The 23,750-nt window shown below is 70.7% G+C and carries 19 protein-coding genes and 2 pseudogenes; 10 read left to right on the top strand and 11 right to left on the bottom strand.

The window, feature by feature from the left end; all coding sequences use genetic code 11:
- The first annotated feature begins 14 nt into the window (after positions 1–14).
- Complete coding sequence (locus ACZ4Z5_RS02130; RefSeq protein WP_468255269.1) at positions 15–1,928, top strand: fumarate reductase/succinate dehydrogenase flavoprotein subunit; 1,914 nt, start codon at positions 15–17, stop codon at positions 1,926–1,928.
- On the top strand, positions 1,925–2,725 hold the full coding sequence (locus tag ACZ4Z5_RS02135) for a succinate dehydrogenase/fumarate reductase iron-sulfur subunit (protein WP_468255272.1): 801 nt from the start codon (positions 1,925–1,927) through the stop codon (positions 2,723–2,725). The genes ACZ4Z5_RS02130 and ACZ4Z5_RS02135 overlap by 4 nt, the downstream gene beginning before the upstream one ends.
- Positions 2,726–2,751: 26 nt before the next feature.
- Here the strand turns inward: ACZ4Z5_RS02135 and ACZ4Z5_RS02140 are convergent, their stop codons facing one another.
- The gene (locus ACZ4Z5_RS02140; protein WP_468255275.1) at positions 2,752–3,798 is read right to left on the bottom strand and encodes a glycoside hydrolase family 18 protein; all 1,047 of its coding nucleotides are present in this window, start codon (positions 3,796–3,798) and stop codon (positions 2,752–2,754) included.
- Positions 3,799–3,923: 125 nt separating this feature from the next.
- Between ACZ4Z5_RS02140 and ACZ4Z5_RS02145 the strand changes: the two genes are divergently transcribed.
- Together ACZ4Z5_RS02145 and ACZ4Z5_RS02150 are read left to right on the top strand one after the other, a co-directional pair.
- Positions 3,924–5,981, top strand: coding sequence for a TPM domain-containing protein (locus ACZ4Z5_RS02145; protein ID WP_468255278.1), 2,058 nt, complete (start codon positions 3,924–3,926; stop codon positions 5,979–5,981).
- Positions 5,982–6,104: 123 nt separating this feature from the next.
- Positions 6,105–6,451: pseudogene (locus tag ACZ4Z5_RS02150) on the top strand (PspA/IM30 family protein); the annotation flags it as partial.
- An 11-nt stretch (positions 6,452–6,462) separates the two neighbouring features.
- On the opposite strand, the gene ACZ4Z5_RS02155 reads toward ACZ4Z5_RS02150, so the two are convergent.
- The 5 genes from ACZ4Z5_RS02155 to ACZ4Z5_RS02175 all read right to left on the bottom strand — a co-directional run bounded on the left by ACZ4Z5_RS02155 (position 6,463) and on the right by ACZ4Z5_RS02175 (position 11,953).
- Complete coding sequence (locus ACZ4Z5_RS02155; protein ID WP_468255280.1) at positions 6,463–9,078, bottom strand: SpoIIE family protein phosphatase; 2,616 nt, start codon at positions 9,076–9,078, stop codon at positions 6,463–6,465.
- A 147-nt stretch (positions 9,079–9,225) separates the two neighbouring features.
- Positions 9,226–9,654, bottom strand: coding sequence for an ATP-binding protein (locus ACZ4Z5_RS02160; protein WP_468255538.1), 429 nt, complete (start codon positions 9,652–9,654; stop codon positions 9,226–9,228).
- A 201-nt stretch (positions 9,655–9,855) separates the two neighbouring features.
- Positions 9,856–10,278, bottom strand: coding sequence for a (deoxy)nucleoside triphosphate pyrophosphohydrolase (locus ACZ4Z5_RS02165; protein WP_468255283.1), 423 nt, complete (start codon positions 10,276–10,278; stop codon positions 9,856–9,858).
- A gap of 28 nt (positions 10,279–10,306) precedes the next feature.
- On the bottom strand, positions 10,307–10,504 hold the full coding sequence (locus tag ACZ4Z5_RS02170; protein ID WP_468255286.1) for an SPOR domain-containing protein: 198 nt from the start codon (positions 10,502–10,504) through the stop codon (positions 10,307–10,309).
- 696 nt (positions 10,505–11,200) lie between these two features.
- Positions 11,201–11,953, bottom strand: coding sequence for a GntR family transcriptional regulator (locus tag ACZ4Z5_RS02175; protein WP_468255289.1), 753 nt, complete (start codon positions 11,951–11,953; stop codon positions 11,201–11,203).
- A gap of 408 nt (positions 11,954–12,361) precedes the next feature.
- Here ACZ4Z5_RS02175 and ACZ4Z5_RS02180 point away from each other — a divergent pair, with 408 nt between their 5' ends.
- A complete protein-coding gene (locus tag ACZ4Z5_RS02180; RefSeq protein WP_468255292.1) occupies positions 12,362–13,729 on the top strand; it encodes a serine hydrolase domain-containing protein in 1,368 nt (455 codons plus the stop codon).
- Positions 13,730–13,813: 84 nt separating this feature from the next.
- Here ACZ4Z5_RS02180 and ACZ4Z5_RS02185 read toward each other — a convergent pair whose 3' ends face one another.
- Both ACZ4Z5_RS02185 and ACZ4Z5_RS02190 read right to left on the bottom strand, forming a co-directional pair.
- The gene (locus ACZ4Z5_RS02185; RefSeq protein WP_468255295.1) at positions 13,814–15,388 is read right to left on the bottom strand and encodes a S8 family peptidase; all 1,575 of its coding nucleotides are present in this window, start codon (positions 15,386–15,388) and stop codon (positions 13,814–13,816) included.
- Between the two features lie 332 nt (positions 15,389–15,720).
- A complete protein-coding gene (locus ACZ4Z5_RS02190) occupies positions 15,721–16,608 on the bottom strand; it encodes a carbon-nitrogen hydrolase family protein (protein WP_468255298.1) in 888 nt (295 codons plus the stop codon).
- 24 nt (positions 16,609–16,632) lie between these two features.
- Here ACZ4Z5_RS02190 and ACZ4Z5_RS02195 point away from each other — a divergent pair, with 24 nt between their 5' ends.
- Positions 16,633–17,376 (top strand): tyrosine-protein phosphatase, encoded by a 744-nt coding sequence (locus ACZ4Z5_RS02195; RefSeq protein ID WP_468255301.1) that lies wholly within the window; start codon positions 16,633–16,635, stop codon positions 17,374–17,376.
- A 382-nt stretch (positions 17,377–17,758) separates the two neighbouring features.
- Here ACZ4Z5_RS02195 and ACZ4Z5_RS02200 read toward each other — a convergent pair whose 3' ends face one another.
- The gene (locus ACZ4Z5_RS02200; protein ID WP_468255304.1) at positions 17,759–18,259 is read right to left on the bottom strand and encodes a MarR family winged helix-turn-helix transcriptional regulator; all 501 of its coding nucleotides are present in this window, start codon (positions 18,257–18,259) and stop codon (positions 17,759–17,761) included.
- A gap of 40 nt (positions 18,260–18,299) precedes the next feature.
- Here ACZ4Z5_RS02200 and ACZ4Z5_RS02205 point away from each other — a divergent pair, with 40 nt between their 5' ends.
- Together ACZ4Z5_RS02205 and ACZ4Z5_RS02210 are read left to right on the top strand one after the other, a co-directional pair.
- A complete protein-coding gene (locus tag ACZ4Z5_RS02205) occupies positions 18,300–18,929 on the top strand; it encodes a mycothiol-dependent nitroreductase Rv2466c family protein (protein WP_468255541.1) in 630 nt (209 codons plus the stop codon).
- Positions 18,910–20,178 (top strand): MFS transporter, encoded by a 1,269-nt coding sequence (locus ACZ4Z5_RS02210; protein WP_468255307.1) that lies wholly within the window; start codon positions 18,910–18,912, stop codon positions 20,176–20,178. Before ACZ4Z5_RS02205 ends, ACZ4Z5_RS02210 begins: the two co-directional genes overlap by 20 nt.
- 160 nt (positions 20,179–20,338) lie before the next feature.
- On the opposite strand, the pseudogene ACZ4Z5_RS02215 reads toward ACZ4Z5_RS02210, so the two are convergent.
- A pseudogene (locus ACZ4Z5_RS02215) lies at positions 20,339–21,649 on the bottom strand (DEAD/DEAH box helicase); the annotation flags it as partial.
- A 158-nt stretch (positions 21,650–21,807) separates the two neighbouring features.
- Here ACZ4Z5_RS02215 and ACZ4Z5_RS02220 point away from each other — a divergent pair.
- Positions 21,808–22,077, top strand: coding sequence for a type II toxin-antitoxin system Phd/YefM family antitoxin (locus ACZ4Z5_RS02220; RefSeq protein WP_060180502.1), 270 nt, complete (start codon positions 21,808–21,810; stop codon positions 22,075–22,077).
- Positions 22,070–22,333: a type II toxin-antitoxin system RelE family toxin gene (locus tag ACZ4Z5_RS02225; protein WP_456192937.1), complete on the top strand. Its 264-nt coding sequence runs from the start codon at positions 22,070–22,072 to the stop codon at positions 22,331–22,333. The genes ACZ4Z5_RS02220 and ACZ4Z5_RS02225 overlap by 8 nt, the downstream gene beginning before the upstream one ends.
- Positions 22,334–22,532: 199 nt before the next feature.
- Here ACZ4Z5_RS02225 and ACZ4Z5_RS02230 read toward each other — a convergent pair whose 3' ends face one another.
- A complete protein-coding gene (locus ACZ4Z5_RS02230; RefSeq protein ID WP_468255311.1) occupies positions 22,533–23,660 on the bottom strand; it encodes a tyrosine-type recombinase/integrase in 1,128 nt (375 codons plus the stop codon).
- Positions 23,661–23,750: the final 90 nt, after the last annotated feature.

Genomic DNA, 23,750 nt, shown 5'->3' on the forward strand with positions numbered 1-23,750 from the left:
AGTGCCCCTTCACCATGACTCGAGTCGACCGGCAGCAGTGGGACGTGGTCGTGGTCGGCGCCGGTGGCGCCGGCCTGCGGGCAGCCATCGAGGCCCGCGAGCAGGGCGCCAGGACCGCGGTGATCTGCAAGTCCCTGTTCGGCAAGGCCCACACCGTGATGGCGGAGGGCGGCATCGCCGCCGCCATGGGCAACGTCAACAGCAATGACGACTGGCAGGTGCACTTCCGCGACACCATGCGCGGCGGGAAGTTCCTCAACCAGTGGCGCATGTCCGAACTCCACGCCCGGGAGGCCCCCGAGCGGGTCTGGGAACTGGAGACCTGGGGCGCCCTCTTCGACCGCACCCCCGACGGAAGGATCTCCCAGCGCAACTTCGGCGGACACGAGTACCCGCGCCTGGCACACGTCGGCGACCGCACCGGCCTGGAACTGATCCGCACCCTCCAGCAGAAGATCGTCTCGCTCCAGCAGGAGGACGAGCGCGAGCACGGCGACTACGAGGCACGGCTGAAGGTCTTCCAGGAATGCACGGTCACGCGGGTGCTCAAGGAGGACGACGGCCCGGTGTGCGGCGCCTTCTGCTACGACCGTGAGTCCGGCCGCTTCTTCGTCCTGGAGGCCCCGGCGGTCGTCCTCGCCACCGGGGGCATCGGCAAGTCCTTCAAGGTCACGTCGAACTCCTGGGAGTACACCGGCGACGGCCAGGCGCTCGCCCTGCTCGCCGGGGCGCCGCTCGTGAACATGGAGTTCGTGCAGTTCCACCCCACCGGAATGGTCTGGCCGCCCTCGGTGAAGGGCATCCTCGTCACGGAGTCGGTGCGCGGCGACGGAGGGGTGCTGCGCAACAGCGACGGCAAGCGGTTCATGTTCGACTACATCCCCGACGTCTTCAAGGAGAAGTACGCGGAGACGGAGGCGGAGGGCGACCGCTGGTACGACGACCCGGACAACAACCGGCGTCCTCCGGAGCTGCTGCCCCGCGACGAGGTGGCCCGGGCCATCAACGCCGAGGTGAAGGCCGGGCGCGGCTCCCCGCACGGCGGGGTGTTCCTCGACGTGTCCACCCGTATGCCGGCCGAGGTGATCAAGCGGCGGCTGCCGTCCATGTACCACCAGTTCAAGGAGCTCGCGGACGTCGACATCACCGCCGAGGCCATGGAGGTCGGCCCTACCTGCCACTACGTGATGGGCGGTGTCGGCGTCGAGTCCGACACCGCGGCGGCCCGCGGGGTGCCCGGGCTGTTCGCGGCCGGGGAGGTCGCGGGCGGGATGCACGGCTCCAACCGGCTCGGCGGGAACTCGCTGTCCGACCTGCTGGTCTTCGGACGCAGGGCGGGACTGCACGCGGCGCGGTACGCGGCGGAGGCGGGTGCTCGCCGCGCGGCACCCGGCCCGGATCTGGTCGACGCGGCCGCGTCGGAGGCGCTGCGGCCCTTCGGAACGGGCCCCGACACGGCCTCCGTCGCCGCGCCGGAGAACCCGTACACCCTGCACCAGGAACTCCAGCAGACCATGAACGACCTGGTCGGCATCATCCGCCGGGAGACCGAGATGCGGGAGGCCCTGCACCGGCTCGCCGCCCTGCGCGAGCGTGCCACCCGCGTCCGGGTGGAGGGCCACCGGCAGTTCAACCCCGGCTGGCACCTCGCCCTGGACCTGCGGAACATGCTGCTCGTCAGCGAGTGCGTGGCCCGGGCGGCGCTGGAGCGCACCGAGAGCCGCGGCGGACACACCCGTGAGGACTGGCCCGGGATGGACCGCGCCTGGCGCCGGATCAATCTGCTGTGCCGGCTCGCGGCCCCCGGCGACGGCGACCGCGTCGTGCTGGAACGGGAGACCACCGAGCCCATCCGTCCCGACCTGCTCGCCCTCTTCCAGAAGGAGGAGCTGGTCAAGTACCTCGCCGAAGAGGAGCTGTACGAATGAGCACGTACGACGCGGCGTTCCGGATCTGGCGGGGCGATGCGGAAGGCGGGGGCCTCAGGGACTTCACCGTGGAGGTCCACGACGGCGAGGTCGTCCTCGACATCGTCCACCGGCTGCAGGCGACCCAGGCACCGGACCTGGCGGTGCGCTGGAACTGCAAGGCGGGCAAGTGCGGTTCGTGCAGTGCGGAGATCAACGGCCGTCCACGGCTGCTGTGCATGACCCGGATGTCCGTCTTCGCGCAGGACGAGGTCGTCACCATCACCCCGCTGCGGACGTTCCCGGTGGTGCGCGACCTGGTGACCGACGTGTCCTTCAACTACGCGAAGGCACGGGAGATCCCGTCGTTCGTCCCGCCCGCGGGCCTGGCCCCGGGCGACTACCGGATGCAGCAGACGGACGTGGACCGCTCGCAGGAGTTCCGGAAGTGCATCGAGTGCTTCCTGTGCCAGGACACCTGCCACGTGGTCCGCGACCACGAGGAGAACAAGCCGGCCTTCGCGGGTCCGCGCTTCCTGATGCGCATCGCCGAACTCGACATGCATCCGCTGGACGCGGCCGACGCGACGGGCCTGGACCGCAAGCGCACGGCCCAGGAGACACACGGACTCGGCTACTGCAACATCACCAAGTGCTGTACGGAGGTGTGCCCCGAGGACATCCGCATCACCGACAACGCGCTGATCCCGCTGAAGGAGCGGGCCGTCGACCGCAAGTACGACCCCTTGGTGTGGCTCGGTTCACGCATCCGGCGGCGGGACGACCGCCCGCAACGCTCCCGGCACGACCGCTCGTAGCCGGACGCGAACGCACACCGGCGGGCTCACTTGGCGCCGCGGACGAAGCCCTCCCGGTACGCCGTCCAGTCGGCCTCCTCCGCGGCGAAGTCGACGTACAGGGCCACCCCGAAGTTGCGGCGCGCGGCGTCCTCGCGGGAGAGGCCGAGACGGGCACCGCGCACGGCCGCGGTGACCGTCTCGGCGTTCTCCCAGTGGCCCAGGTCGTCCTCGTGGAAGAAGGGCAGGCCCATCAGCAGATCGGTGCTCTCGGGCGTGACCTCCAGCGCCAGCACCGTCTGCTGGGCGACGTAGCCGCCGTACAGGGTCTCCAGCGGCGTCCAGGTGTCGTACGACATGACGGCGATCTGGTCGACCCGGCGCGCCACCTCCCCGAAGAAGGCCTGCGACCACCACTTGGGGCTGCCGGTCAGGGCGCCGCCGGCGCTGTGCAGCGCGGGCAGCGGATCGATCTGGTGCGCGGCGACGGACAGCGGGACCTTGCGGCTCCTGGTGAGGGCCCGCAGGTCGTCGAGGAGCGAGAGGTAGTCGCGGTCCCCGGAGTGGAGGGGTTCGAGGTCGAAGTGGGCGCCGTCGAAGCCCGCGTCGAGGATCTGCCCGGTGGACGTGACGACCCGGCGGCGGGTCGACGCGTCGGTGAGGCGCATCCCGTCGGGGCCTTCCGTGGCCAGCTTGTCGCCGAGCCAGGCCTGCACCCGGACCCCGGGCAGCCGGCGGTGCACCCCGTCGACGAGCCAGCGGGCCCGCGGATAGGCGGAGGCGGGCAGGCTGCCGTCGTGCTCCAGGGGCCCTGCGTGGACGTACAGGTCACGGATGCCGGTGCCCCGGATCCGTGCGGCGAAGGCGTCCAGGTCGGCGTCCTTCTTCCGGCCGTCGACCCATGCGTGCCCGAGCCAGATCGCGTCCTTGCCGCGGGTGAGGGTCCCGTCGGCGGGGTCTCCGACGTCGTTCACCGCGAGCGCCCCGGCCACGGCCAGCGGCGGCACGACCAGCACGAGAACCAGGGCCGAGACCACCCGTAGCGGCCACTTCAGCGCCGGCCGCGCACACCACTGACGTACCTTCTGCAACATGCGTCCCCCCCATGCAGGTTTCCGGACAGCCTAATCGGGCAGCCTGACCGTCTGATCGGACAGCCGGACCGTCCCGGTCCGCCGCCCGGTCGCGGCAGGGGAGACAGCGCCATAACCTCCGAACTGTGACGCCCTTCGCGCGCGCCCTTCTCGCCGTCCTCCTCGCGGTCTGCTGGCTGAGCGCACCCGCCGCGGGGGTCTCCCGCGCGGACGACCCGGCCGAGCTGTCCCGGCAGGGCCGGATCACCGACCGGGTGGGCGCACTCGACGGGCGCGAGCAGGCCGTGACGGACGCCCTCGACGAGCTGTACGACCGGCAGCGCCTCCAGCTGTTCGTCGGGTACGTGCGGGACTTCCCCGGCAGGTCCGCCCAAGAATGGGCCGACGCCACCGCCGCGCGGAACGGGCCGGGCCGCGACGACGTGCTGCCGGCCGTGGCCACGCACGACCGCCGGTACGGGTACTCCGCCGACCGGGACTCCCCGCTGGACGACGCCGCGCTCGTGGAGGTGGCCCGGACGGCGATCGAGCCGGCCCTCCGGCAGAACGAATGGGCGGGTGCCGCGATCGGTGCCGCGCAGGGCTACGACGCGGTCCTCGCCGGCCGCCCGGTGCCCGCACCCGCCGTCACCCCCGGCGAGGCCGATCCCGGCGGTGGAGCACGTGCCCCCTCGACGTCCGCCACGGACCTGGTGCTGCCGCTCATCGCACTGGGCGGCGCGGCCGTCCTCGGTTTCTACGCCTACCGCCGGCGCAGGAGGCGCACGGCGTCCCGCACCACACCGGGCGGCGCCGGGTGGCAGACCCCGCTCGACGAGCTGGACGAGCGGGCCGGGCAGGCCCTGGTCACCGGTGACGACGCCGTCCGCACCAGCGAGGAGGAACTCGGCTTCGCGACCGCCCAGTTCGGCGAGGAGGCCGCCCGGCCGTTCGCCGAGGCCGTCGGCCACGCCAGGGAGGAACTGACCGCCGCCTTCCGGCTGCGCCAGCAGCTCGACGACGCGTTCCCGGAGGACGAACCGACCCGGCGGCGCATGCTCGAGGAGATCATCGCCCGCTGCACCGACGCCGAGCGGCGGCTGGACGGCGAGTCCGACGCCTTCGACCGCCTCCGCGCGCTCGAACAGAACGCCCCCGCTGCCCTCACCACCGCCGAAACCGCCTTCCACACGCTCCCCGAGCGGGCCACGGGCGCCGGGCGGACGCTCACGGACATGCGGGAGCGCTACGCGGAATCGGCCGCCGCGCCCGTCGCCGGGGACGTCGAACAGGCCAGGGACCGTCTGCTCTTCGCGAAGGACGGCATCGAACAGGCCCGGCAGGCCCTCGGCAAGGGCGACACCGCACGGGCCGCCGTGTACGTACGGGCCGTCGAGGGGGCCGTGGACCAGGCCGGCACCCTGATCGACGCGGTGGAGCGGCGCGCCCGGGAACTCGGCGAGGCGGCCGGACGGCTGTCCGGGGCGCTCGGCGAGGCGGACGCCGACGTCGCCGAGGCGCGCGGACTGCTGGAAAGCCTGCCGGAAGGCGCTCCCACGGCCGGTCTGCGGGGGCGGATGGGCCGCACCGCATCGGTGGCCGCGGAGGTGCGGCGTGCGATGGAGGCAGGCCGCTACGACCCGATCGACGCGTTGCGCCGGGTCGAGGAGGCCGACGCGGCACTGGACGGCGCACTCACCGGGGCCAGGGAACGGGAGGCCGACGGCCGTCGGGCCCGCGGGCTGCTGGACCAGGCCCTGCTGACGGCGGGGAGCGCGGTCGGCGCGGCCGGGGACTTCGTCACCACGCACCGCGGCGCGGTGGACAGCCCGGCCCGCACCCGCCTGGCGGAGGCCCGCCGCCACCTGGAACAGGCGCACGCACTGGCCGGGACGGACGCGTCGGCCGCCCTGGCGGACGCCCAGCAGGCGGATGCGCTGGCCCGGCAGGCCCAGGAGCTCGCGGAACAGGACGTACGGCTGTACGGCAACCCGTACGGCGGCGGGCCGCGCGGCCGGAGCAGCGGGCTCGGCGGGGCCGTACTGGGCGGGATCATCCTCGGCGGGATGCTCGGCGGCGGCCGGGGCGGGTTCGGCGGCCGCTACGGCGGGGTCACGGGCTCCGGAGGCGGCTTCCGCGGCGGACCCGGCAGCTTCGGCGGCAGGGGCACCCGGGGGCGCAGGAGCGGAGGCGGCCGGTTCTAGCCCGGGGCCCGGGGCTAGCGCGGGGCCGGCGCTCGGCGCGACGCGGGCCCCAGGCACGGCGCGACGCGGGGCGGAAGCGGCGCCACGGACCGGGGGCACGGAGAGCAAGCGGGCACGACGGCCGCCGAACCGGTGATCGCCGCGCAGGGGGAGGTCGTGGACCAGCTGAGGGCGGGCCTGGACCAGATGTCCGGCAAGCTGGCGCAGCTCCAGGTCAAGCGTGACGAGCTGGTGGCCCGCGCCGCGTCGGCGCGGGCGCAGAACCGCATGGTGGACGCGGTGCGGAGCATCGACGTACTGGACCGACGAGCGAGATCAGCCACTTCGAGGACAAGGTACGCCGTGAGGAGGCACGGGCCCTCGGCCGGCAGGAACTGGCCGCCTCCTCCCTGGACGCGCAGTTCGAGGCCCTGGACGACCTGTCGGACGACGCCGAGGTGGAGGCCCGGCTCGCCGCCCTCAAGGCCTGAGCCGGCGTCCGCTACCCGTACATCGCCATCAGCTGCTCCACCGTGGGCTCGGCCGTGGGGCCGCCGTCGGGGAGCGGCAGCTCGAACCACACCGTCTTGCCGCGCGGGGTGCGGCGGGATCCCCAGCCCGCGCTGAGCAGGCCGACCAGCTGGAGGCCGCGGCCCCCCTCGTCGGTGTCACGGGCCCGGCGGCGCCGTGGCTGCACCAGATTGGCGTCCCATACCTCGCAGACGAGGGTGCGGTCGCGCAGCAGGCGCAGCCTGATCTCGCCCTCTCCGTAGCGCAGGGCGTTGGTGACCAGCTCGCTGACCAGCAGTTCGGTGGTGTCGACCAGTTCCTCGAGGTCCCAGGCGACGAGCTGGGAGCGGGCCAGCTCGCGGGCCCGGCCGACGGAGCGGGGTTCACGGGGCAGCCGCCAGTCGCCGACGGCCTCGGCGGGCAGGCCCTGGACCCGGGCCATGAGGAGGGCGATGTCGTCCTCGCCGTGCCGGGTGTCGAGGGTGTTCAGTACGTGGTCGCAGACGTCCTCCAGGGCGGGGCCGGGGTCGGCGAGCGCCTGCCGGAAGGCGCGCAGGCCCTCGTCGAGGGGATGGTCGCGGGATTCGACCAGACCGTCGGTGTAGAGGGCGAGGAGGGAGCCTTCGGGCAGTTCGACCTCGACCTCCTCGAAGGGCTCGCCGCCGACGCCGAGGGGCATGCCGGGCGGCACGTCGAGCATCAGGGGTGACTCGCCGGGTTCGACGAGGGCGGGCGGGAGGTGGCCCGCGTTGGCGAAGGTGCAGCGCCGAGTGACGGGGTCGTACACGGCGTAGACGCAGGTCGCGAGGTAGACCTCGGAGAGGTCGGCCTCCCGGGACCTGCCGTTGCCCGCCGTCCTGCCCGCCCGGGGGACTCCTCCGGATCGCTGGGCGGGGCCTCCGGGGACGCCGAGTCCGCGGGCGATCTCGTCGAGCGCGGAGAGCACTTCGGCGGGTTCGAGGTCAAGGAGGGCCAAGGTCCGGACGGCGGTGCGCAGTTCGCCCATGGCGACCGCGGCGCGCAGGCCGCGGCCCATGACGTCGCCGACCACGAGGGCCGTGCGGTGGCCGGGGAGTTCGATGACGTCGAACCAGTCGCCGCCCACTTCGGTGGCGGTGTTGCCGGGCAGGTAGCGGCAGGCGATGTCGAGTCCGGCGGCCTCGGGGTCACCGGGGGGCAGTAGGCTGCGCTGCAGGATGAGGGCGCGTTCGTGCTCGCGCCGGTAGAGGCGGGCGTTGTCGATGCAGACGGCGGCCCGGGAGGCCAGTTCGACGGCGAGGGCACGGTCGCGTTCGCCGAACGGCTCGCTGCCCTTGGTGCGGGAGAACTGCACGAGTCCGACGACGGTGTCGCGGGCGACCATCGGGACGGCGAGCGTGGAGCGGACCAACGTGCCGTCCTCGCCGGGCAGTTCCCGGACACGGCGGGTGCGGAGCGCGGCCGCGCAGGGTGATCCGAACGGGTAGCGGTGCACGGCTCCGACGTCGACGACTCCGGGACCGCTCGCGGCCGGACGGCGGCCGCCGAGGGCGGGCGGGGGCGCGTCGGACACGGCGGTGGCGAAGGCGACGCGGCGCAGTTCTCCGCTGCCGACGCCGAACTCGCTGCGGGCGGAGCCGCCGCGGCCCGGTGCGGCCTCGTCGCCGGAGAGCAGTGCCTGGTAGAGGTCGACAGAAGCGATGTCGCAGAATCCGGGGACGGTGACGTCGAGGAGTTCCCGGGCGGTGGTCTCCAGATCGAGGGAGTTGCCGATGCGCGCGCCCGCGTCGTTGAGCAGGGCGAGGTTGCGGCGGGCGTCGGCGGCTTCGCGGGCGGCGTTGTGACGTCTGGTGATGTCGGTGCCGAGGCCCGCGACCCCGACGGGGCGGCCGGATCCGCTGTGCACCCGGTAGAGGTTGATCGACCAGTGTCTGCGCTCGGACCCTCCGGGGAGGGTGCCGACGACCTGAAGGTCGGTCAGGGACTCGCCGGTTTCCAGAACGCGCCGGAGGGCGGCGGTCATCCGGTCGGCCTCGGGCCGTGACAGATAGTCATGGACGGTGCGCCCACGATGGTCTTCGGCCTTGCCGCCGAACATGGCCGCGAATCTCTCGTTGGCGCGCTGGACGGTGAGGTCGTTGCCGAACAGCAGAAATCCAAAGGGAGATTGACCGAAAATCGCCTGCGAAGCGGCCAGATCCGTCTCTATGCGCCGCAGCGCGCGGACATCGACGACGATGCACAGGGCACCTCGGTCGCCGTGCTCCGTCTCGGTCGGCATGACGTACAGTTCGGCTGCGCCGTAGGCCCGTTCGGCGCCAGGTATCCGGAAGGGCACGAGGCCCGTCCACTCCTTGCCGTCGAGGATCTCGGCCACTTTGCGCCGGCCGCCCGGGCGGAAGTCCGTGGGCATGAACGCCTCGACCGGATCCCGGCCGACCACGTCGGCCGCGGCCAGGCCGAACATCTCCTCGGCACGCCTGCTCCATTGCTCGACCAGCCCGTCGGAGCCGATCGAGAACGAGGCGACCTTGATGTAGTCATAGATCGAGCCGGGCGGATTGCTCTGCCAGAGCACGCCACCGACTGGCTCCTCGCGCGTAACCGCCTTCGCTGGTATCTCGCTCACGCGACCGTCCCCTCCAGCTCACCGCACCGGACCGGCCTTGCCCCGCAGTATTCAGCACTACGGGTGCCACCGGCACGGCGTTCACGATCACAGAGCGGTCTCGGTCCTTTTCGGCCGCGTTATGTGATCGTTCGTCCCATCCCACTTCTAACCCGGCAGAGCGAGCTCGAACCACACGGTCTTGCCGTCGCCGCCTTTCCTTGTACCCCAGCGGAGCGCGGCGTCGGCGACCAGCCGGAGGCCGCGGCCGCCTTCGTCGTCGGGACCGGCGGGGCGTTGCAGCGGTGGATCCGGGAGGGGATCGGAGACTTCCACCAGCAGCGAGGACGGAATGGGACGCCGGACGCCGTTCGCCGTCGGCAGCGCGAGCCGGACCCCGATGGGGCCGGTCGCGTACCTCAGGGAGTTGGTGACCAGCTCGCTGACCAGCAGTACGGCCACATCGCCGACGACCGGGTCGACGGACCAGGCACGGAGGGTCTTTCGGACGGCGTCACGTGCGGTGCGGACGGCGTCGGGTGCAGCGGGGAACGTCCATTCGGCGCAGTCACCTTCGGTGTCGATCACGCCGACCACTTCCCAGATCACCAGCAGAACCGCGCCCCACGCGCACACACAAAATGGACATACCCGTTATTCAGGGCGTAGTACCTCTGTTTCCTGCCTGGTGCACGAACGGCGCACCCACGTCGGTCACGCGCCGGGCGCTCGCTCCCGCGCACGTCCACCCCGGCGGTCGATCTCTCCCTGCGCTCACGCACGGCCGACCCGCACGGCTCAGGGAGCGCCCTCCGGCGGACTTCCCGCGCTCCGGCCCATTCGCCGTGCCGCTTCGGCGACGGCGGGGCGATCCTGCTCCAGCCAGTCGACGTCCCCGGTCTCCTCCGGGGACAGCCAGCGCAACTCGTCGTGGTCCTCCAGCGGCATCGGCTCCCCGACGACCAGTCGCGCGGTCCACACGTGCAGCACATAGCCGGGCTTCAGGGGCCACTCCCCCGGGATCCGCTCCAGGGGCTCCACCTCGACGCCCAGCTCCTCGCGCAGCTCGCGCACCAGCGCCTGCTCGTGCGTCTCGCCCGGCTCCAGCTTGCCGCCGGGCAGCTCCCAGCGTCCGGCCAGCTCGGGAGGCGCACTCCGGCGCGCGGCAAGGAGCCTGCCCTCATGGAAGAGAGCCCCGCCCACGACAACTCGTACCGTCATGGGCGGAGCCTAGGGGGCGCTCCGGCGCTCAGCCGCGCCGGGCCTCCGACGACCCGTGACCGATGGGCTCGACCCAGTAGAGCTGCCCGTGACCCCGGGAGTCGAGGCTGTCCGCGATCTTCCGGGCTTCCTCTTCCGTCGCGTACCGGCCGACGCGATAGCGGTTGCCGTTGTCGTCCTGGCGTATCACCTGCCAGGGAAGCACAGCGCCGCTCTCCGTGGTCATCGCGCCCCTCCGTCCGCCCGCGTGCACACACCCCGTAAGGATCTCGGGGAAACCCCAATACGCATATGCCCGAGCGTACGCCTGACCCTTACTCACCGGTTATGCGTTTTCACGAAGAGGTACGCATTCGGCCATGCGTACGAGAGCGTAATCGACCGGACGCGCCCCCATGAGACCGCGGAAAGGCTGAGAAACGCCGTGCTCGGGTGCGTAACACGCCCTCACAGGCGGGGATGCCGCGCTGCGGCGGCCGTGCGGTCCGGCTCAGATCGGCCGGATTCACCCGACGTGGGGCCCGACAGCCACCCGGGCGGGCCTCCGGTCGGGTATGGCGCGAGCGGGGGCGGGGTCGCGGACCGCGACGGGGCGCGGCGTCGGCGGCCCCGAGGTCGGCCCGGCACTGAGCCACGTGCCCGCCCGGTCGTCCGGCTGCCCGGACCGCAGGGCAGGCCCCACACCCCGGCATCCCCCACCTTCGGCCCGCCCCGACACCCGTGCCCGGCACCCGGCGACATGGCACGTACGCCCCGCACGCCGCACCCCTGCCCGGCGGCGCGAACCGGTGACCCGCTACCGACGAGCCACACCACTCCGCACCGTCGCTGCCCGCCGTCCCGGGGCCACCTCCGCAGCGCCCCACCGTCCGCGTGGCCGACGCGGCCAGGGCAGCGGCGGGCCGAGGCCGCCGCTGGCCGCTCAGCGCACCGGCAGGTGGTACGCGATCCGGTAGCGGTCGGCGGGCACGACGACGTCCGCGGCCTCGACGGCACGGCCGGAGGCGTAATACGTCCGCGAGATCACCAGTACGACATGTCCCGGGACGCCGCCGAGGGTCAGGAGTTCCTCCGCCAGCCCCGGCCGTGCACCGACCTCCTCCACCACGTTGTCCACCACGACGTCGATCGCGGCCATCCGCTCGACGACGCCGCAGCCGCCGAGCGGCCCCTCCTCGGGAAGCATGACGGGCGTGCGCCCCGTCAGGGACAACGGCTCCCACGAGGTGGAGAGCATCATCGCCTCGCCTGCTTCCCGGAACACATACTGCGTCCGCATCACCCGGTCGCCGGGCTGGATGCCGAGCCGGTCGGCCACCGCGGGGTTGGCCTCCTGCTGCTCGCTGCTGGACTCCCAGGTGCCCCGCGCGCCCTCCTCGGCCTGCTCCTGCCGGAAGGGGCTCGCGCCGGCGGCCGGGCGGTACCCCGAGCGGAACACCCGCCGCGGCTCCGGCCTCTCCCGGACGTACGTCCCCGAGCCGGAGCGGCCCTCGACCAGTCCCTCCGCCATGAGAACCTTGCGGGCCTCCAGGGCGACGGTGTCGGACACGCCGTACTGCTCGCGGATGCGGGCCTGCGACGGCAGGCGCGTGTGCGGTGGCAGTGAGCCATTCACGATCTTCCGCCGGAGATCACTCGCGACGCGCAGATAGGCCGGCTGCTCACCGAATGTCACAGGGCACTCCCATCAGGTTGACAGACAGCAACAGCGTGGCAACTGTGGGTTGTTGACCGCAAGCCAAGGCCAAAGAATCACCCGATGTGATGACTTGGCGTTAAGCAGCGGCTTACCGGGGGTAGAACTGTCACATCCTCAGACCTCGGCCCCCTCTGACGGCCCGTCGGAGCCGACCGAACCGTCGAGGCCGACACGAGCGCGGACGACACGTACGCGTACGAGACGAGCACGTACGAGACGAGCGAGTACGACAAGAGCGCGTACGACCCGAGCGCGCACGACTGACAAATGTCATGGCCAACCCATGAACAAGTTCCTTCTCCAGAAGGAGAATTGAGCCCTCGGCACCTCGTGAGGATGGATACCGGCACACACCGTGCCGGTCCCGACCTCGCAGGAGCGATCATGCACCTCACCCAGCGTCCCCCGCGCCCATCGCGCCCCGCGCGCCGCCGGAGGCTCCCTGTCGCCGTGGTGTCGAGCGCCGTCCTGTTCGCGCTCGCCGTCGGCACGCCGGCCGCACACGCGGCGCCCGTCGCGCCCGGACCGACGGTGACCTCGGCCGCCGGCACGGCCATGTACTCCGCCGGCCACCGTCTCGACCGGGAGGCGCTGCGCGCATCGCTCGACTCCATCCACAAGGCCGGTATGCACGGCACCTATTCGGCCGTCCGCAACGGCTCGGCACACTGGCGGGGCGCCGCCGGGTACGCCGACGTGGAGACGAAGCGCCCCGTACGGCCCGGCTTCGAGCACCGGGTCGGCAGCATCACCAAGAGCTTCACCGCCGTCGCGGTCCTCCAACAGGTCCGGCAGGGCCGTATCGACCTCGACGCGCCGATCGGCCGCTATCTGCCCGATCTGGTCCCCGGTGAACGCGGACAGGCCGTCACGGTACGGATGCTGCTCAACCACACCAGTGGCATCGCCGACCACGTCCTCCCGGCGCTCCCCGGGATTCTGGAGGACCCCGGGAAGGCCATCGACGCGGGCCGCTTCCGCCATTTCACCCCCGAGGAGCTCGTACGGCTCGGCCTGGCGGCACCCGCCCCGGTGCAGCGCGGCACCTACGGGTACTCGAACACCAACTACGTCATCGCCGGGGAGCTGCTGCGCAAGGTCACGGGCCAGGAACCCGAGGCGTACATCACCCGCAACGTCATCCGCAAGGCCGGGCTGCGGCACACGTACTTCCCGCGCACGCCCTACCTCACCGGGCCGCACTCGAAGATGTACGAGTCGATGTACGGCACCATCGAGCCCGCCCGTGACTACAGCGTCTACGACATGTCCTGGGCCGGCCCGGCGGGATCGCTGGTCTCCACCATGGAGGACCTCAACTCCTTCTACCGGCAGCTGCTCAGGGGCAGGCTCCTCGGCCCCGCGGAGCTGCGTGCCATGAAGACCACGGTCCCGGCGTACGAACCCGAGCCGGGCCAGGAGGTCGCGATGCGCTACGGCCTCGGGCTGTACACGCTGAAGCTGTCCGACGGCCGGTGGTACTGGGGCCACGACGGCGGGGTCTTCGGCGCCGGGACCTGGGCGCTGTCCACCGAGGACGGCAGCCGGCAGACGGCGATCGGCTGGAACCTCATGAAGTACCAGCGCTTCGACGAGCAGGGCCACCAGAAGCCCCACCCCATCGACGAGGCCATGCTCCGTCACGTCGAGGGTGCCCTCGGCATTCCGCAGAAGGCGGCCCGCTCCTTCACATCGGCGCCCACGAGGACGATGCCGCAGCCCTTCGCCGCCCCGGAGTTCCCGCGGCGATGAGCGGGAAGGGGCGGCCGCGGTGCGGCCGCCCCTCACCGGTCCGCCGCTCGCGGCCCGGTTCGTCTCACGTCCGGAGTCTCACGTTCAGAACTGCAGGGCCCAGGAGTCGATCTTTCCTGTGTCCCAGGCGGCGTTGTCGCTGACCCGCAGCTTCCACGTGCCGTTCGCGGTCTCCGAGGAGGCGTTGACGGTGTACGTGGTGTTGATGTTGTCGCTGCTGCCGCCCGTGCCGTAGTTCTTCAGCAGGTAGGCGGTCCCGTCGGGGGCGATCAGGTCGAGGCGCAGGTCGCCGATGTAGGTGTGGACGATGTTCACCGGCACGCTGAGCGACGCGGGCGCGTTGCCGCTCACTCCGGTGACGGTCACCGGGGACTCGACGGTGGCGAAGTCGTTGATCGCGTAGTCCGTGGTGTTCTCGAACTTGTCGCCCGGCGGCTGGGTGGTGCCTTCGCCCACGTTCAGCAGCCGGTTCGGCGAGCCGCTGCCCGGGTTGCCGACCACTCCGGTGCTGGACGCGTCGGCCAGCGCGGCCGAGACCTGGGCCGGGCTGGCCGTGGGGTTGGCGGCCAGGTAGAGCGCGGCTGCACCCGCGACGTGCGGGGTGGCCATCGACGTGCCGGAGATGGTGTTCGTCGCCGAGTCGCTGGAGTTCCACGCCGAGGTGATGGACGAGCCGGGGGCGAAGATGTCCAGCACGCTGCCGTAGTTGGAGAAGCTGGAGCGGGCGTCGGAGCTGGTCGTGGAGCCGACGGTTATCGCCTCGGCGACACGGGCCGGGGAGTAGTTCGACGCGTTCGAGCCGTCGTTGCCTGCGGCGACGGCGTAGGTGACGCCGGACGCGATGGAGTTGCGCACGGCCGCGTCGAGGACGGTGTCGACCCCGCCGCCGAGGCTCATGTTGGCGACGGCCGGCTTCACGGCGTTCTGGGTCACCCAGTCGATGCCCGCGACGACCTGTTCCGTCGTACCGGAACCGGAGTTGTCGAGCACACGGACGCCGACGATCTTCGCCTTCTTGGCGACGCCGTAGGAGTTGCCCGCGACGGTGCCCGCGACGTGGGTGCCGTGGCCGTGGCCGTCCTGGGCGGTGTTGTCGTTGTCGATGGCGTCGTAGCCGTAGGAGGCCCGGCCGCCGAAGTCGCTGTGCGTGATGCGTACACCGGTGTCGATGACGTACGCGGTGACGCCCTGGCCCGCCGAGTCGGGGTAGGTGTAGCTCTGGTTCAGCGGCAGGGTCTTCTGGTCGATGCGGTCCAGGCCCCAGGACGGCGGACTGGGCTGGGTGCCGTTGACGTGGAAGGTGCGGTTCTGGGAGACCGCTGCGACCGCGGGGTCGGCCGCGAACTTCTTGGCCTGCGCCTCGGAGAGCCGGACCGAGTACCCGTTCAGGGCCTTCTGGTACGTGCGCTTGATCGTGGCGCCGTACTTCCGGGCCAGTGCCCGGCCCTGTGCGGAGTCGGCGTCGGCCGAGCCCTTGAGGGTGACGATGTAGCTGTCCGCGATGGCTCCGGGGACGCCCGCGTTGACGATACGGCCCTCGGCGGGGGCCGTGCCGACGGCGGCGGCGGGAAGGGCGGGGACGACGCCGAGCGCGAGCGCGGCCACGGCGGTGGCACTCGCTGCGGCGACTCTTCGCCGCGGGCTACGCATCACTGACATGCGAGGGATCCTCCTCATTGGTGGTGCGTGCAGTGGGGGGTATTACGCGGGGGTTTCAGACGGGGACATGACAAACGCCAACGCCTGTTACCGCGGCGTCATGTGACGGTCCCGTCGACGAAAGATTGACTGATCCATAGGAAACCCACAAGAGAGCTGACGCAGGCGTAACACGCATGTCATGAGCGCGCGGACGAAGGCCCGCCGCGGGGGCCTGAAGGGTGATCGCCGCGGAGCGCAGGGCGAAGAGCCGGATCCGCGTACGGACGGAACCGCGACGGGTGCTCGCCCCGTTCCCGTGACGCCTACGCCGCCACCCTCTCCCCGCCACCTCACCAGGCGCCGCGCCTGTGAGCGGCCTCCATGCCGAGCCCGTGGACGACGCGGGGCATCGCGTCCGTGTCGTGGAGGTCGCGCAGCATCGGCTCGGACTCCCGTGCCAGACGCAGCCGTTCGGGCTCCATATCGGCAAGGACGACCTCCTCGGCATCGGGTCCGGCCTCCGCCACGATCCGCCCGTCCGGCCCCCACACGGCGCTCGATCCGCAGGTCTGCCAACCACCCGTAGGGCCCACGTGGTTCGCCAGTACGGCGTACAGAGTGTTGTCGAACGCCCGCGCGGGGAACCAGATACGGGACTCGTGGTAGCCGTTCCCGACGCTGAACAGCGCCCCCACGAGATAGGCATGGCAGCCGTCGAGCGCCGCGGCGCGCGCGTGCTCCGGGAACCCGGAGTCGTAGCACACGCCCAACCCGAGCCGCCAATCGTCGAGTTCGAGCGTACAGCCCGCCGACCCCGTGCGGTACACGTCACGTTCGCTCTTGAAGAGGGTCTGCTTGTCGTAACGGGCCGCGAGTCGGCCGTCGTTCCCCACCACCAGGGCCGACACGTACAGACCGTCGAGGTCCTGCACCGCGGCGCCCACCACGGCAACCGTCCCGGTGTCCCGGCACGCCCCGGCGACCGCGTCCAGCCGCGCGTCCCCGCCCGCCCGCACGGCACAGCGCTCCGGATCGGTCCGGACGAGCTCCGGTTCGTAGCCGTTGAGGAACTTCTCGGGGAAGACCGCGACCCGGGCTCCGCCGTCCGCGGCCCGCCTCACCAGGCGGGCCACCGTGGCGGCGTTGGCGACGACATCGCCAGGAACGGCTTGCGCCTGGGCGGCGGCGATCCGGAGAGGTCGGAGGGGAAGCGGGAATCTTTCCACGTGCTCGGTCACGGGCCTTCAGCCTAATCTGCCGCCATGCAGAGACACATCACCTTTGATCGCCTGCACAACTTCCGTGACCTGGGCGGCTATTCGGGTGCGGACGGCCGCGCCGTGCGCTGGGGCCGCCTCTACCGGTCCGACGCACTGTCCAAACTCGCCGGCGCCGACTGGGAGCGGTTCCTCACGCTGGGCGTCGGGACCGTGATCGATCTGCGCTACGCATGGGAGATCGAACGGCGGGGCCGCGTCCCCGAGCACGCCGGGTTGGCCTACCACAACCTCAGCATCGAGCACCGGCCGTACGACCAGACCGTCCTGTCGCCCGACATCCAGCCCGGCCCCTACCTGGCGGAACGCTTCACCGAAGTGGCCCACGACGGCACGGCGGAGATCCGCGCCGCCCTCGACGTCATCTCCGCGGCCAAGGACGCCCCCGTCGTCTTCCACTGCGCCGCCGGAAAGGACCGTACAGGCCTGCTGGCCGCGGTCGTCCTCGGCCTCCTCGGTGTCCACGACGACGACATCGTCGCCGACTTCGCCCTCACCGAACTCGCCGCCGACCGCCTCCTCGCGGACTGGAGCGCCGAACACGAAGGCCGCGCCCCGCACTGGCCCGCCTTCGGCCGCGCCCCCGCCGAAATCATGGAGCTCTTCCTCGCGGACCTGAACACCCGCTACGGCTCGGTCCGCGGCTACGCCGAACAGCGCCTGGGCGCCGACGACGCCCTGGCCGGCGCACTCCGAGCGTCCCTCCTGGAACCGTCACCCCACGACTGAGCCCCGACGTCACGGCCCCGGCCGCCGCGAGCCCGGCGGCCGGGGAGCCCTCGGTCTCCGGCGACAGGGTTTCCGGATGAACGTCGAGCCGCCGACCAGCCTGACCGAGGACGAGCACGCCCGCGAGCCTCACTCGGCATCCCGACACGGGAAGCGGCGACAAAGTACGAGAAGGCGCAGGGCTGCCGGCACCGCACAACAACGCCCGCGTCACCGAGCACATCCGGGCCGAGCCGCAAGCTCGGACGTCCTTGATCTGCACGCGGTCACCGCACAATTTCGACCAGCCGCCGGTCCGAGGTCAGAACGAGCACGGGCCGGGGCGCGGAGCGCCGTCGCGGCGGGGAGGACATCGATGGTGCTTCAGCAGCGTGGGCCTTGCCTAGTCCTCCCCTACGGCAAGCAATGACGCGAGCCTTTCGAGCAGGAAGGCGAGCTGGGTCTGCTCCTCCCCACTGAGCCCGGCGAGCAGGCGTCGCTGGTTGGTCAGATGGGTGGCGATGAGCTCATCGGTCAGTTCGATGCCCTTGGCGGTGAGGGTGATGAGGCGCCCACGCGAGTCGTCCTCGGCGACAGACCTGCTCACCAGACCGCGGGTTTCGAGCCGGTCGACCCGTTTGGTGATCGCGCCGCTAGTGACCAGAACGGTGCGGCTGAGCTCTCCCGCGGACAGCGCATAGGGCTCGCCGGAGCGTCGAAGTGCCGCAAGGACGTCGAAGTCGCCGTTACCCAGACCCGCGGCGGCGAAGGGCGGGCGGAGACGGTCGTCGAGCGTGTGCGTGAGCCGGAAGAGCCGTCCGATGACAAGCATCGGCGTCGCGTCCAGATCGGGTCGCTCGCGTTTCCACTGGTCGACGATGGCGGTGACGGCGTCGGACTGCATGGCATTGACTATACCTTCCATGGAAGGTAATTTCCCTTCCATGGAAGATAATCATGTGTCCCAAGCCTCTGCGCCTGTACCGGTTATCTGCTACTTCGATGCCGCCTGCCCCTTTGCCTGGATCACCTCCCGGTGGCTACACGAAGTCGAACGGCTGCGACCGATCGACCTGAGCTTTCGCATCATGAGCCTGTCGGTGCTCAACGAGCACCGCGACCTCGACCCCTGGTATCGCGAGTTCAACGACCGCGCCTGGGGCCCGGCCCGGGTATGCACGGCCGCCGAGGCCCTCCACGGCAACGCGATCCTGCGCCCGCTCTTCACCTCGCTCGGCAACCGCATCCACGTGCAGCGCAACAAGGACTTCGACGCGGTCGTGACCGAGGCCCTGGAGGAGCTGGGACTACCCGCGTCCCTGGCCAAGGCCGCCGCCACCGACGAGTTCGATGAAGCTCTGCGCGCCAGCCACCGGGCAGCGCAGGACGCCGTGGGTGAAGAGGCCGGCACACCTGTCGTCGTCGTGGACGGGGCCGCCTTCTTCGGTCCCGTCCTGTCCGCCGTCCCGCGAGGCGAGCAGGCGGTGCGGCTTTTCGACGCCGTGCAGGCCCTGGCCGGGATGGGAGAGTTCGCCGAACTGAAGCGGGGACGCGGTGCGCTCGACTTCAGCTGACTCCGACTCCGGTGCGTCCACACGGCGCCGCCTCATCGCCGCCGGCCTGGTCAGCTCGATCGGTGACGGCATCTACGTTCCGTTGACGATGCTGTTCGTCCACGCACTCACCGGCCTGTCGCTGACGGCGATCGGCGCGGGCCTGACCCTCGCCGGGTTGTGCGCGCTGGCGGTCATGCCGTTCGTGGGCGTCGTCATCGACCGGTTCGGTGCCAAGCGTGTGGTGGTGGGTGCCCTGTTCTTGCGAGCGGCCGGCTTCGCCGCCTACCCCTTTGCCGACTCCTACCCCACCTTCTTGGGGGTCGCCCTGATGGTCGCGGTGGGGATGTGGGCCTCCTCGCCCAGCCAACAGGCGTTCATCGGTGAAATCGCCCAAGGCGCCGAGCGTGACCGGCTGCTGGCGTGGGACCGCAGTCTGCGCAACGGCGGGATGGGGGCAGGCAGCCTGGCAGCGGCAGGGCTGCTGGCGCTCGACGGCAGCAGCGGTTTCACAGCCGCCGCCGTGGCGCTGGCCGCACTGTTCGCTCTCGCCGCGGCACTGGTGTCCCGGATCGCGGCGGTCCGAGGCGACGCCAAGCAGCCCGAGGGACGGCAGAAGGGATACCGGCAGGTACTCGCCGACCGTCCCTACCTCCTCATCACCGCCGCCAACTTCCTGATCGCCTTCGGCTACACCACTCAGGCCATGGCCCTGCCGGTCTTCCTGACCCGCGACGTCGGCCTGCCCGACGCCCTGGCGGGGGGCGTGTTCGCGGTCAATACCGCCCTGGTCGCCGTGCTCGGTGTCCCAGTCGCCCGCCTGACCCTGCGGGGCAGGCGCCCCCGCACCGCCGCACTCGGCGCGGTCATCTTCGCGCTGTCCTTCGCCGCGTTCGCGCTGCTGCCCCAGTTCGTCAACGGCTCGCGCGCCATCGCCGCCGTCCTGGCGGTCGCAGTGCTCTACACCGTCGGCGAGTTGGTGCACTCCGGGCCGGCGCAGAGCCTGTCGGTCCAAGCCGCCCCCGACCACCTGCGGGGGCGATACCTCTCGGTCTACCAGTTGTCCTGGTCGCTCTGCCGCACCGTCGCGCCCCTGCTCCTCGGGGTCCTGCTGGAGGCCGGGCGATGGCAGCTGTGGACAGTGCTGGCCCTGATGGTCCTGACCGGTGCGGCGGTACTGCTGCGCGCTGAGCCCGCACTGCCGCCACACGCCACGGGCATCCGCGCCGCACACAGGAAAGCGCTGCCTGAGCTCCGAACCCCGCAGTGACAGCCGGTAGGAGCCCTGGATCAGATCAGCCGATCACGGCGTCAGCCCGTCATACGTTGAAGCGGAATGTCCGAGCCGCAGCCCTGACCTGCGGTGGAGCCGCACGCAACGCCCTGACCAGGCAATTTACCGATGGCGCACGTTGGGTCCCGACGGTCACTTACGGGTGTCCCGCGGACTCTTTGCGGACCGCCCCCAGCCTCGCCTGCTCCTCCTCGACGATCTGGCGGGCCATCGCCGTATCCGAAACGTCGACTGCGTCCGGCGTCGACTCGGCGACCGCGCTACGACGCGCGTACGCGTCGAACAGGCGGGTCTTGTTCTTCAGCATCTCCACCATCCGCTCGTCCACCCCGCGGGTGGCGAGCAGCCGGTGCACCCGGACCGAACGCACCTGTCCCATGCGGTGGGCCCGCGCCACCGCCTGGTGTTCGATGGTCGGTTTGATCTGAGGCTCACAGATGATCACGACGGATGCGGCCTGCATGTTGAGCCCCACCCCCGCCGCCTCGATCTGCGCCACTAGCACCGCATGCCCCGGCACGGCAGCGAACTCGTCCACGAGCTGCTGACGGCGCGCGGGCGGCACGCTTCCCGAGACCGGACCGAGCACCTGACCCCCGCCCTTGCTCCGTGCACCGTCCAGCATGTCCTTCACCGCTCCCAGGACATCCCTGAAGTTGGAGAACACCACCACCTTCAACCCGTTCTCGGCGGCGTCCTCGACGATCTCGCGCAGCCGGTTCAGCTTGGCCGACTTCTCGGGGCGCGCGTAGGCCGCTCTGCGCATCGCCATGAAGTTGCCGGCGCGCACGGCCTCGCGGTAGGCGTCTTCGTCCGACGCGCTCAGCTCCTCCCACTCGTCCGTCTGCTGGAGAGCGGGCAGCTCGGTCAGAACATCCTGCTGGTTGCGGCGCAGATAGACCGGGGCGACGGCCTTCCGGAATGCCTTGGAACCGGCCACACCGTCTCGGTCACCGACAGCCTCCGCCAGGTGCGGCTGGAGAATCTGCACAAGGCTGCGAAATTCGGCGACCCGGTTCTCCATGGGCGTGCCGGTCATGAAGAGAACTCGTTCGCACTGCCCGGCCCATTCGGTCACGGCCTGGGCGCGACGCGTCTTCGGATTCTTCACGTAGTGCGCCTCGTCCACGACCAGCATCCCCAACTCGCCGCCTTCGGGGGCCGGGAAACCACGCAAGGCGTCGAAGGTCGTCACTCCTACACCGCCCCGGCCCTTCCAGTCGGCGAACGCTTCCTGCCTGTCGGGGCCGTGAAGAGGCATCACGCGCAGCCTGCTGCGGGCCTCGATCTCGCGTGTCCAGTTGATCAGGACGCTGGCCGGGCAGACGACCATGAAGTGGGTCTGCCCCTCGGCAGCGAGATGAGCCAGAGCGGCGATGGCCTGGATGGTCTTGCCGAGCCCCATCTCGTCGCCGAGAATCACCTTGCGTTGCGCCAGCCTGCGCCGCCTCATACAGCCGTCCTCCCGCGGCGACCGCCTCCCGCTCACTGCGCCCCATCCCGCCCGGCCCCTCTCGCTGTGTCCCCGCATACTGCCACCGCTGACCCGGGTGCGGGGCGGCACCGGCATTGTGTACACATGGCACACTCGGTACCCTTGAGCGCATGACGCAGCCACTGCCCATAGAGTCCATCCGCGATGTCCGCGCACACCTGGCAGAGGTCGTGGAGCGGGCCGACCGGGACGACGTACCCACCGTGATCACCCGTCGCGGCAAGCAGGTCGCCGCCGTGGTCTCGATCGAGGTGCTGCGCAAGTACCAGGAGTGGGAAGAGCGCGAGATCAACCGCATCATCGACGAGCGCATGGCGAGCCCGGCCGCCGGCGTCCCGATCGAGGACGTGATGAGGGAGACGCTGGCACGCAGTGAGTGACTACCGCACGGTGTTCCGCCCCGAGGCCCAGGCCGAGCTGCGCAAGATCCCGCGTGACATGGCGCTTCGCATCCTGGCCAAACTGACAGAGCTGGAGAGCGACCCCTTCGGCTTCAACACCACCGCCCTCGTATCCCAGCCTGAGCGCCGCCGCCTACGAGTCGGCGACTACCGTGTCGTCTACACCGTCGACAACGGGGAACTGGTGGTGTGGGTCGTCCACGTCGGACACCGCTCCACGGTCTACGACACGTAGCCGCTCCAGGTTCCGCGGACTGCTGCGGACAGCACAACGGCCCGACCTGCTTTCTCGCAGGTCAGGCCGTTATTCACGTCCAATCAGACGTTGAAGCGGAACGTCGAGTGCAGAGCTCCCACCTGCGAAAACGTCGTTTTCGAGGGGGCCATCCCAGCACCATCCCAGCACGGGAGGTTCATCCCAGCACGGGCGTCGCTCAGGCCGCAGACGCGAAGGCCGATTGCATGATGTCACGGCATCGGTCCCACGACTCCGGAACCAGGTGCCCATAGATGTCGACCGTGGTCTTGATCGACTTGTGGCCGAGCCAGCGCGAGACCTCGTGGATCGGGATACCGGCCGCCAGCGCGGTCGAGGCAAAGAAGTGCCTCAGCGAGTGCGGGTGGTACTTCGGCTTGCCCTCGGCGTCCACCAGCCCGGCCGCCACGCACGCCTTCTTGAAGTGGTACGTGTAGGTGTTGGCGGTGGGCATGATCCCCTTGCCCCGTTCGCGGGGCGCGAAGAACACCTCGACCTGCCGGGTCTTCCCCGCTGCGTTCTGAAAGGTGAGCGGGATCGGCTTCCACAGCTCCTCGTGGGCTTCGATCTCGATGCAGAGGAAGCCTGCGGCGGGCACATCACGGTACTCGCCCTCCTCGCGGTGCTTGAGGGGGACGAGACGCGTCTTACAGTCCTCGCGGTGCGCCTTCGAGCTAATCTGCCAACGGACGCGGATCACGTCGTTCCGGAGGCACCCGACGTGGAAGGCTAGGGCCTCGCTGACTCGAAGGCCGACCCCGGCCTGGAGCCAGACGGTCAGCTTGTACTGCGGAGACATGTGCTTATGCAGGAGGCGGACCTCGGGGAGGGTGGGAATTTCGTCCTCATCGACCGCGCGGCTTCCGGGGGCGTTCTTCACATCCTTGGTCGGATCCTCCCGAATCCGCTTTTCCTCCTTCGCGGACCAGAAGATGTGCTTCACCATCTTCATCCGGTCATAGACCGTGCTCGCCGCTAGCTCCTTGGCGATGGCCGCCTTGAAGTGCTCGATGTCCCTCTTCGTCACCCCGGCGATCGTCTTGCGGCCGAGCCTCGGTATGAGGTGATTGTCGATGAAGCCCTTGTAATTTGAGTACGTGGACTCCCCGATGATTCGGCGAGCGAGCCAGTCTTCGGCGTAGGCGCGGACAGTGATCTTGCCCGCGTTGGGGTCAATGTAGAGGCCCTCGTCCTTGTCGGTCTCGACCCTCGCCGCGAAGGCATCGGCCCCATTAGGACCAGTCTTCTTGTCGAAGGTCTTCTCCCGCTGACGCGCGGTCCTGCCGCCAGGCTCGCGGTAACGCACGGTCCACGAGTGCCCGCACCGGGGCTTCGTGCACGGATAGGTGGCGACCTTGGGATCGGATTTGCATCGCTGGAAAACGGTAGCCAACTG

Source organism: Streptomyces sp. NPDC030222, from assembly GCF_055573115.1.

What these genes read in the sequence shown, in the direction of transcription:
- ACZ4Z5_RS02135 (WP_468255272.1), top strand. Translation starts at nt 1,925, where the DNA reads ATGAGCACGTACGACGCGGCGTTCCGGATCTGGCGGGGCGATGCGGAA.
- ACZ4Z5_RS02195 (WP_468255301.1), top strand. Translation starts at nt 16,633, where the DNA reads ATGCAGAGACACATCACCTTTGATCGCCTGCACAACTTCCGTGACCTG.
- ACZ4Z5_RS02130 (WP_468255269.1), top strand. Translation starts at nt 15, where the DNA reads ATGACTCGAGTCGACCGGCAGCAGTGGGACGTGGTCGTGGTCGGCGCC.
- ACZ4Z5_RS02140 (WP_468255275.1), bottom strand. Translation starts at nt 3,798, where the DNA reads ATGTTGCAGAAGGTACGTCAGTGGTGTGCGCGGCCGGCGCTGAAGTGG.
- ACZ4Z5_RS02165 (WP_468255283.1), bottom strand. Translation starts at nt 10,278, where the DNA reads ATGACGGTACGAGTTGTCGTGGGCGGGGCTCTCTTCCATGAGGGCAGG.
- ACZ4Z5_RS02205 (WP_468255541.1), top strand. Translation starts at nt 18,300, where the DNA reads ATGGAAGATAATCATGTGTCCCAAGCCTCTGCGCCTGTACCGGTTATC.
- ACZ4Z5_RS02180 (WP_468255292.1), top strand. Translation starts at nt 12,362, where the DNA reads ATGCACCTCACCCAGCGTCCCCCGCGCCCATCGCGCCCCGCGCGCCGC.
- ACZ4Z5_RS02220 (WP_060180502.1), top strand. Translation starts at nt 21,808, where the DNA reads ATGACGCAGCCACTGCCCATAGAGTCCATCCGCGATGTCCGCGCACAC.
- ACZ4Z5_RS02185 (WP_468255295.1), bottom strand. Translation starts at nt 15,388, where the DNA reads ATGTCAGTGATGCGTAGCCCGCGGCGAAGAGTCGCCGCAGCGAGTGCC.
- ACZ4Z5_RS02170 (WP_468255286.1), bottom strand. Translation starts at nt 10,504, where the DNA reads ATGACCACGGAGAGCGGCGCTGTGCTTCCCTGGCAGGTGATACGCCAG.
- ACZ4Z5_RS02200 (WP_468255304.1), bottom strand. Translation starts at nt 18,259, where the DNA reads ATGCAGTCCGACGCCGTCACCGCCATCGTCGACCAGTGGAAACGCGAG.